Source organism: Streptomyces mexicanus (assembly GCF_902506575.1).
In the GTDB taxonomy this organism is placed as follows: domain Bacteria; phylum Actinomycetota; class Actinomycetes; order Streptomycetales; family Streptomycetaceae; genus Streptomyces; species Streptomyces mexicanus.
This window is the reverse complement of record NZ_LR732544.1, coordinates 3,747,018-3,753,562: the sequence shown is the minus strand read 5'-3', so window position 1 is coordinate 3,753,562 and position 6,545 is coordinate 3,747,018. Positions and strand designations below refer to the sequence as shown.

Sequence of the window (6,545 nt, the reverse complement as noted above, 5' to 3'; positions counted from 1 at the left end):
GGCTCCGTGGGCGAGTGGGGGCCGAGTGGTGGGCGTTGGCCGCAGGGCTGCTGCTGGCGGTGCTGGGAGCCTCGGTACTGCCGGTCGTCGCGGGTGCGGCGGGGGTGCCGGTGCTGCGGCGCGGTCGGCGTGCCCGGGCCGCGCGGCGGGCGCGGGAGCGGCGGACGGACGCGGTGATCGCCCTGTGCGGGGCGCTGGCCGGGGAGGTGCGGGCCGGACGGCAGCCGGGCGAGGCGCTGGTGTGCGCCGCACGGGACTCGGACGGCCTCGGCGCCGCGCAGGCGGCCGTGATCGCGGCGGCACGGTTCGGCGGGGACGTGCCCGGCGCGCTCACCACAGCGGCCCGGCGGCCCGGCGCCGAGGGGGTGCGCGGACTCGCGGCCTGCTGGCGGGTGGCCGTGGACCAGGGTGCCGGGCTGGCGGCCGGGCTCGACCGGCTGGAAGCGGCGCTGCGCGCGGAGCGCGATCAACGTGCCGATCTGCGCGCTCAGTTGTCGGGCGCCCGGGCCACGGCCGTGATGCTCGCCTGCCTGCCCGCGCTGGGACTGCTGCTCGGTACGGCGATGGGCGCCGACCCCTTGCGCGTGCTGCTGCACACCGGGGCCGGCCTCGCCTGCCTGGTGGTCGGCGGGGCACTGGAGGCCGTGGGGCTGTGGTGGGCCTTGGAGATCGTGCGACGGGCGGAAGCGTCATGAGCGCGGACGTTGTCCACAGGTTGGGGACGGCGGTGGCGGCAGCCGGGATCCTGGGGCTGTCGGCGTGGTGGATCGAGGCGCTGCGCCGCAGGCGCGGAACGCGACGGCGGATGGCCCACCTGCTGCGAAAGGCATCGCACCAGGAGCACCGGGAGCGTGCCGACCCGCGCCTTTCGGCCCCGGCCGCCCTGCGCACGTGGGGGCCGGTGTCGGCGGTGGCCGCCGCCGGGTGGGTACTGATCGGCGGCCTCAGCGGAATCCTCGTGGGGCTGGCCGCCGCGGCCGGACTGCGGTGGTGGCAGCGGCGGATCGCGCGCCGGCCCGAAGCGGAGTTCGACGTCGCCGAGGCGGCCCGCCGGCTCCCGCTGGCCGCCGACCTCGTGGCGGCCTGCATCGCGGCCGGCGCGGGACCGGTGATCGCCGCCCAGGCGGTCGGGGAGGCCCTGGGCGGGCCCGTCGGAGAAGCGCTCACGCACGGAGCGGCGGAGGTACGGCTGGGCGGTGCGCCGAACGGCGCCTGGAGCCGGCTCGCAGCGATACCGGGGGCCGCCGCCCTGGCACGGCTGCTGGAGAGGGCCGACGAGTCGGGGCTCCCCGCCGCCGGCCCGGCCGGGCGGCTCGCGGCCGACGTCCGGGCCGAGCGGGCACGCGCCGCAACGGCCCGGGCGCGCCGGGCGGCCGTCCTGGTCACCGCGCCGGTGGGGCTGTGCTTTCTGCCCGCCTTCGTCGCGGTCGGCGTACTGCCTGTGGTGATCGGCCTGGCGGGCGGGGTGCTGAAAGGAGGTGGCGGCTGGTGAGGGCCATATGACGCGGTGCGCGCACCTGCATGACGCGATGCGTGCGCCTGCATGACGCGGCGCGCGGCTGCGCGACGAGGAACCGAGGAAGGACCGGACCGAAGTACGACCGGACCGAAGAACGACCGATCCGAAGAACGACTGAACCGAAGAACGACCGAGAACGAGACCTCACGGGGGTTCGAGATGCACCGAAGGATGCGGGCACGGCTGCGTGCCCTGACGGGCCGGATGCGCCGGGACGCGGGCATGGTCACGTCCGAGTACGCCATGGGCATCATCGCGGCGGTGGCGTTCGCCGTGCTGCTGTACGAGGTGGTGACGAGCGGGCAGGTCAAGACGGAGCTGCAGAACATCGTGAAACGGGCGCTCAGTGCGCGGATGTGAGCGGCGACGCGAGCGCGCCGGCGACGAGGGGTTCGTGACGGCGGAGGCGGCCGTGACCCTGCCCGTACTGGTGCTGGTGGTGACCACCCTGGTGTGGGGGCTGCTGGTCGTGCTCGCCCAGATCCAGTGTGTGGACGCGGCACGGGCGGGTGCCCGTGCCGCCGCCCGCCAGGATCCGGACGGCGCCGTCACCCGGTTGGCCCGCGAGGCGGCGCCGCACGGCGCGAAGGTCACGGTGAGCAGGGAGGGCGAGCACGTCCGCGTGGTCGTCGTGGCCGCCCCGCCGGGCCTGGGCGCGCTGCCCTTCGAACTGCGGGAGGAGGCCGTGGCCGAGGCCGAGGAGGCCGTGGGGGCGCAGGCGGAGAAGGGGGCGGGCTCGTGAGGGGCCGACTCCCTGGGAGTGGAGCGGGCCGTGGAGACGGTGGCCTGGCCACCGTCCGCGGCGACCGCGGTTCCGCCACCGTCTGGAGCGTGGGAGCGATCGCCCTGCTCTGCGTGGTCTTCGGCGTCGGCCTCGCCTTGGGGCAGGCCGTGGTCGTCCGCCACCGCGCGGCCGGCGCCGCCGACCTGGCGGCGCTGGCCGCGGCGGACCACTGGGCGGAGGGCCGGGCCGCGGCCTGCGCCCACGCGGACCGTGTGGCCCGGGCCCAGGGCGCCCGACTGGTCCGGTGCGCGCTCACGGGCACCGTCTCGGACGTCTCAGCGGCCACGGAACACGGGCCGTTGGCGGCGCAGGTGAGGGCACGCGCGGGCCCGCCGGCCACACCGGGACCGTCTGCGGGGTCAGGGCCGGGGCTACCGGATCGGTAGGCGGGCCGGACCGTCGACCGGGTCGGGACCGTCCACGGGACCAGGGCCGGGGCCACCGGCAGGTACAGAGCCGGGACCGTGGACCGGGACGGGGCAGGGCCACCTCCACCGGGACCGGGCCGGGCCACCGGCCGGGACCGGGCCAACCGGCCGGGACGGGCGCCTGACCGGACTAGGCCTCACCCTCCTTTTCCGGTTCCGGCTTCCCGTCCGCCTCCGGCGGCGCGCCCTTCAGCAGCACCGTCAGCAGCCGGACGGCGCCCCTCTTGTGGAGCGGGTCGTTGCCGTTGCCGCACTTGGGGGACTGGATGCAGGCCGGGCAGCCGGCGTCGCACTCGCAGGAGGCGATGGCCTCGCGGGTGGCGGTCAGCCAGGCGCGGGCGGTGTGGAAGGCCCGCTCGGCGAAGCCCGCGCCGCCGGGGTGGCCGTCGTAGACGAAGACCGTGGGCAGCAGCGTGTCGGGGTGCAGTGGGATGGAGACGCCGCCGATGTCCCAGCGGTCGCAGGTGGCGAACAGGGGCAGCATGCCGATCGACGCGTGCTCGGCGGCGTGCAGGGCGCCGCCGAGGATCTCCGGGTTGATCCGGGCCTCGTCCAGCTGGTCCTCGGTGACCGTCCACCACACCGCGCGGGTGCGCAGCGTGCGCGGAGGCAGGTCGAGCTTCGTCTCGCCCAGCACCTCGCCGGTGATGACACGCCGACGCAGGAAGGAGACCACTTGGTTGGTGACCTCGACGGAGCCGTAGCACAGGCGGCCGTCGCCCCAGGGGATCTCGACGTCCGTCTCCAGGACGGAGATGGACGTCGTGTCGCGGGCCACCGTCGTGTACGGCGGGTTCGCCTCCTCGACCAGGGCGACCGAGTCGTCCAGGTCCAGGGAGCGCACCAGATACGTACGGCCCTGGTGCAGGTGGACCGCGCCCTCGTGCACGCTCGTGTGCGAGGCCGCTTCGTCGACCGTGCCGAGCAGCCGCCCGGTGCCCGCCTCGACGATCTGCACCGGCCGCCCGCCCTCGCCGCGGATGTCGGTCAGGTCCGCGGCCCGTTCCCGCCGCGTCCAGTGCCAGGCCTTCGTCCGGCGGCGCAGCAGCTTCGCGGCCTCCAGCTGCGGCAGCAGCTCCGCGCAGGCCGGGCCGAACAGGTCGATGTCCTCCTCGGTGAGCGGCAGCTCGGCGGCGGCCGCGCACAGGTGCGGGGCGAGGACGTAGGGGTTGTCGGGGTCGAGGACGGTCGATTCCACCGGTCGGTCGAACAGGGCCTCGGGATGGTGGACGAGAAAGGTGTCCAGCGGGTCGTCGCGGGCGACCAGCACCGCCAGGGCGCCCTGGCCGGCCCGTCCCGCCCGCCCCGCCTGCTGCCACAGGGAGGCGCGGGTGCCCGGGTAGCCGGCGATGAGCACCGCGTCCAGGCCGGAGACGTCCACCCCGAGTTCCAGGGCGGTGGTGGCGGACAGGCCGAGCAGCTCGCCGGTGTGCAGGGCGCGCTCCAGGGCGCGGCGCTCCTCGGGGAGGTAGCCGCCCCGGTAGGCCGCGACACGCCGGGCCAGCGGGCGGTCGATCTCCTTCAGCCGTTCCTGGGCGATCACCGAGATCAGCTCGGCGCCGCGCCGGGAACGGACGAAGGCGACCGAGCGCACGCCCTGCAGGGTGAGGTCGGTGAGCAGGTCGGCGGTCTCGGCGGTGGCGGGGCGGCGGGCCGGGGGGCCCCTCTCGCCCCGCAGCTCGGGCAACGGCGGCTCCCAGAGGGCGAACACCAGTTCACCGCGGGGCGAGGCGTCGTCGGCCACCTCGACCACCGGCAGCCCGGTGAGGCGGCGGGCGGCCACGGCCGGCTCGGCCGCGGTCGCGGAGGCCAGCAGGAAGGCCGGCGACGCGCCGTAGCGGGCGCAGAGCCGGCGCAGGCGGCGCAGGACCTGGGCGACATGGGAGCCGAAGACGCCCCGGTAGGTGTGGCACTCGTCGATGACGACGTACTTCAGGGCCCGCAGGAAGGAGGACCAGCGCGGGTGGGACGGCAGGATCCCGCGGTGCAGCATGTCCGGGTTGGTCAGGACGTAGGTGCCGTACTGGCGGATCCACTCGCGTTCCTCGACCGGCGTGTCGCCGTCGTACACGGCCGGGCGTACGGCGGTGCCCAGCGGGCGGGCCAGATCCCGTACCGCGCGGCACTGGTCGGCCGCCAGGGCCTTGGTGGGCGCCAGGTACAGGGCGGTGGCGCCGCGGCCGTTCGGGGCCTCGGAGCCGTCCAGGAGCGTCGAGAGGACCGGGACGAGATAGGCCAGCGACTTGCCGGACGCCGTGCCCGTGGCGACGACCACCGAGTCGCCGTCGAGGGCGTGTTCGGCCACGCGTGCCTGGTGGGCCCAGGGGTGCTCGATTCCGCACGCCTGGACGGCGGCGACGACCTCCGGGCGAATCCGGTCGGGCCAGACGGCATGACGACCCGCCCGCGGGGGCAGGTGCTCCGTATGAGTGATGCGCGCGGCTCGGCTGGGCCCGGAGGCGAGCCGGTCCAGGAGCATGCCCGGCGGCAGGCGGGTTGCGTGGTCCGTCGGGGATCGATCGGATCGGTGATTCTTGGCCATTGGCACCGAGTGTGTCACCGGCGTGACGGACAATGGAGCCAAGGCGTCGTGCACGCCTGCCGGTAAGTGATTGAATGCCATCGCGGCTGGCGAACCGTCCTGGGGGCTTCAAGCCGAGGTGCCCCGAGGGGCGACCGCTCGATAGCAAGGTGCTGGAGGATCCGTGGACCTGTCCCTGTCGACCCGTACCGTCGGCGATCGTACGGTCGTCGAGGTCGGTGGCGAAATCGACGTGTATACCGCGCCCAAGCTGCGCGAGCAGCTGGTCGAGCTGGTGAACGACGGGAATTTCCACCTCGTCGTCGACATGGAGGGCGTGGACTTCCTCGACTCCACCGGGCTCGGCGTGCTGGTGGGTGGCCTGAAGCGCGTGCGCGCCCACGAGGGCTCGCTGCGCCTGGTCTGCAACCAGGAGCGCATTCTCAAGATCTTCCGCATCACCGGTCTGACCAAGGTCTTCCCGATCCACACCTCGGTCGACGAGGCCGTGGCGGCGACCGACTGACCGCGTTCCCGGGCCGCGGCCCGGGACGGAAGACGTTTCAGGCGGGGGACCGGGTTCTGCGGCGGTCCGGCCCCTCGACAGCACGCCCGTAGCTCCTAGGGGGAGATGCATGGCCACCGTCGAACTCCGCTTCAGCGCGCTGCCCGAGCACGTCCGCACCGCCCGTCTGGTGGCGGCGGCGGTGGCGCGCAGGGCCGGGGTGGACGAGGCCGTCCTCGACGAGGTCAGGCTCGCGGTCGGCGAGGCCTGTTCCCGTGCGGTCGGGCTGCATCAGAGCGGTGGGATCGCGGCGCCTGTCACCGTGGTGCTGACCGAGGAGGAGAAACAGTTCTCCATCGAGGTCGGCGACGAGGCGCGGCACCAGCCGCTGCACGCCGTGGGCGCTCCGGGCGTCGTGGACGAGGCGGATGCCGAGGAGGACGAGATGGGCCTCGCGGTCATCAGCGGCCTCGTCGACGACGTGGAGGTCACGGCCGGGGAGGGCGGCGGTTCGATCAGGATGACCTGGCCGACCACACCGTCGCCCACCGTCCTGTCCTGAGCCGGCCACGACCGCCGGCGGACCGGACGACGGCCTGACCTGCCCACGCCTGCCCGCACGGCCACATGACTGCCTGACCGTATGAGCGCATGGCCACATGACTGCCCGACCGCATGACCGCCTCATCGGGCACACGCGCACCGTCTGACGGACACACCCAAGGGCCCCACCTTCCGAAGGCGGGGCCCTTGCGCATGCCCGTCCGTGCAGTCCACGCCACGCCGTC

At 74.7% G+C, this 6,545-nt stretch carries 8 protein-coding genes; 7 read left to right on the top strand and 1 reads right to left on the bottom strand.

What is annotated here, in order from left to right:
- The 5 genes from GV126_RS16715 to GV126_RS16695 all read left to right on the top strand — a co-directional run.
- Positions 1-695: type II secretion system F family protein (locus tag GV126_RS16715; protein WP_159667359.1), on the top strand; the 695-nt coding region annotated here is incomplete at its 5' end.
- Complete coding sequence (locus tag GV126_RS16710) at positions 692-1,492, top strand: type II secretion system F family protein (RefSeq protein ID WP_159667356.1); 801 nt, start codon at positions 692-694, stop codon at positions 1,490-1,492. The genes GV126_RS16715 and GV126_RS16710, both read left to right, overlap by 4 nt.
- A 186-nt stretch (positions 1,493-1,678) precedes the next feature.
- Entirely contained in the window at positions 1,679-1,879 is a 201-nt protein-coding gene (locus tag GV126_RS16705) for a DUF4244 domain-containing protein (protein WP_028421019.1), read from the top strand.
- Complete coding sequence (locus GV126_RS16700) at positions 1,866-2,261, top strand: TadE family type IV pilus minor pilin (protein WP_159667353.1); 396 nt, start codon at positions 1,866-1,868, stop codon at positions 2,259-2,261. The genes GV126_RS16705 and GV126_RS16700 overlap by 14 nt, the downstream gene beginning before the upstream one ends.
- Positions 2,258-2,689, top strand: a complete 432-nt coding sequence (locus GV126_RS16695) for an Rv3654c family TadE-like protein (protein ID WP_419795993.1) — start codon at positions 2,258-2,260, stop codon at positions 2,687-2,689. The genes GV126_RS16700 and GV126_RS16695 overlap by 4 nt, the downstream gene beginning before the upstream one ends.
- 172 nt (positions 2,690-2,861) lie before the next feature.
- Here GV126_RS16695 and GV126_RS16690 read toward each other — a convergent pair whose 3' ends face one another.
- Entirely contained in the window at positions 2,862-5,354 is a 2,493-nt protein-coding gene (locus GV126_RS16690) for a DEAD/DEAH box helicase (RefSeq protein WP_201299852.1), read from the bottom strand.
- A gap of 82 nt (positions 5,355-5,436) precedes the next feature.
- On the opposite strand from GV126_RS16690, the gene bldG reads away from it, so the two are divergent.
- Positions 5,437-5,778, top strand: coding sequence for an anti-sigma factor antagonist BldG (bldG, locus tag GV126_RS16685; protein WP_009189842.1), 342 nt, complete (start codon positions 5,437-5,439; stop codon positions 5,776-5,778).
- A gap of 109 nt (positions 5,779-5,887) precedes the next feature.
- On the top strand, positions 5,888-6,319 hold the full coding sequence (locus tag GV126_RS16680; RefSeq protein WP_028421015.1) for an ATP-binding protein: 432 nt from the start codon (positions 5,888-5,890) through the stop codon (positions 6,317-6,319).
- Positions 6,320-6,545: the final 226 nt, after the last annotated feature.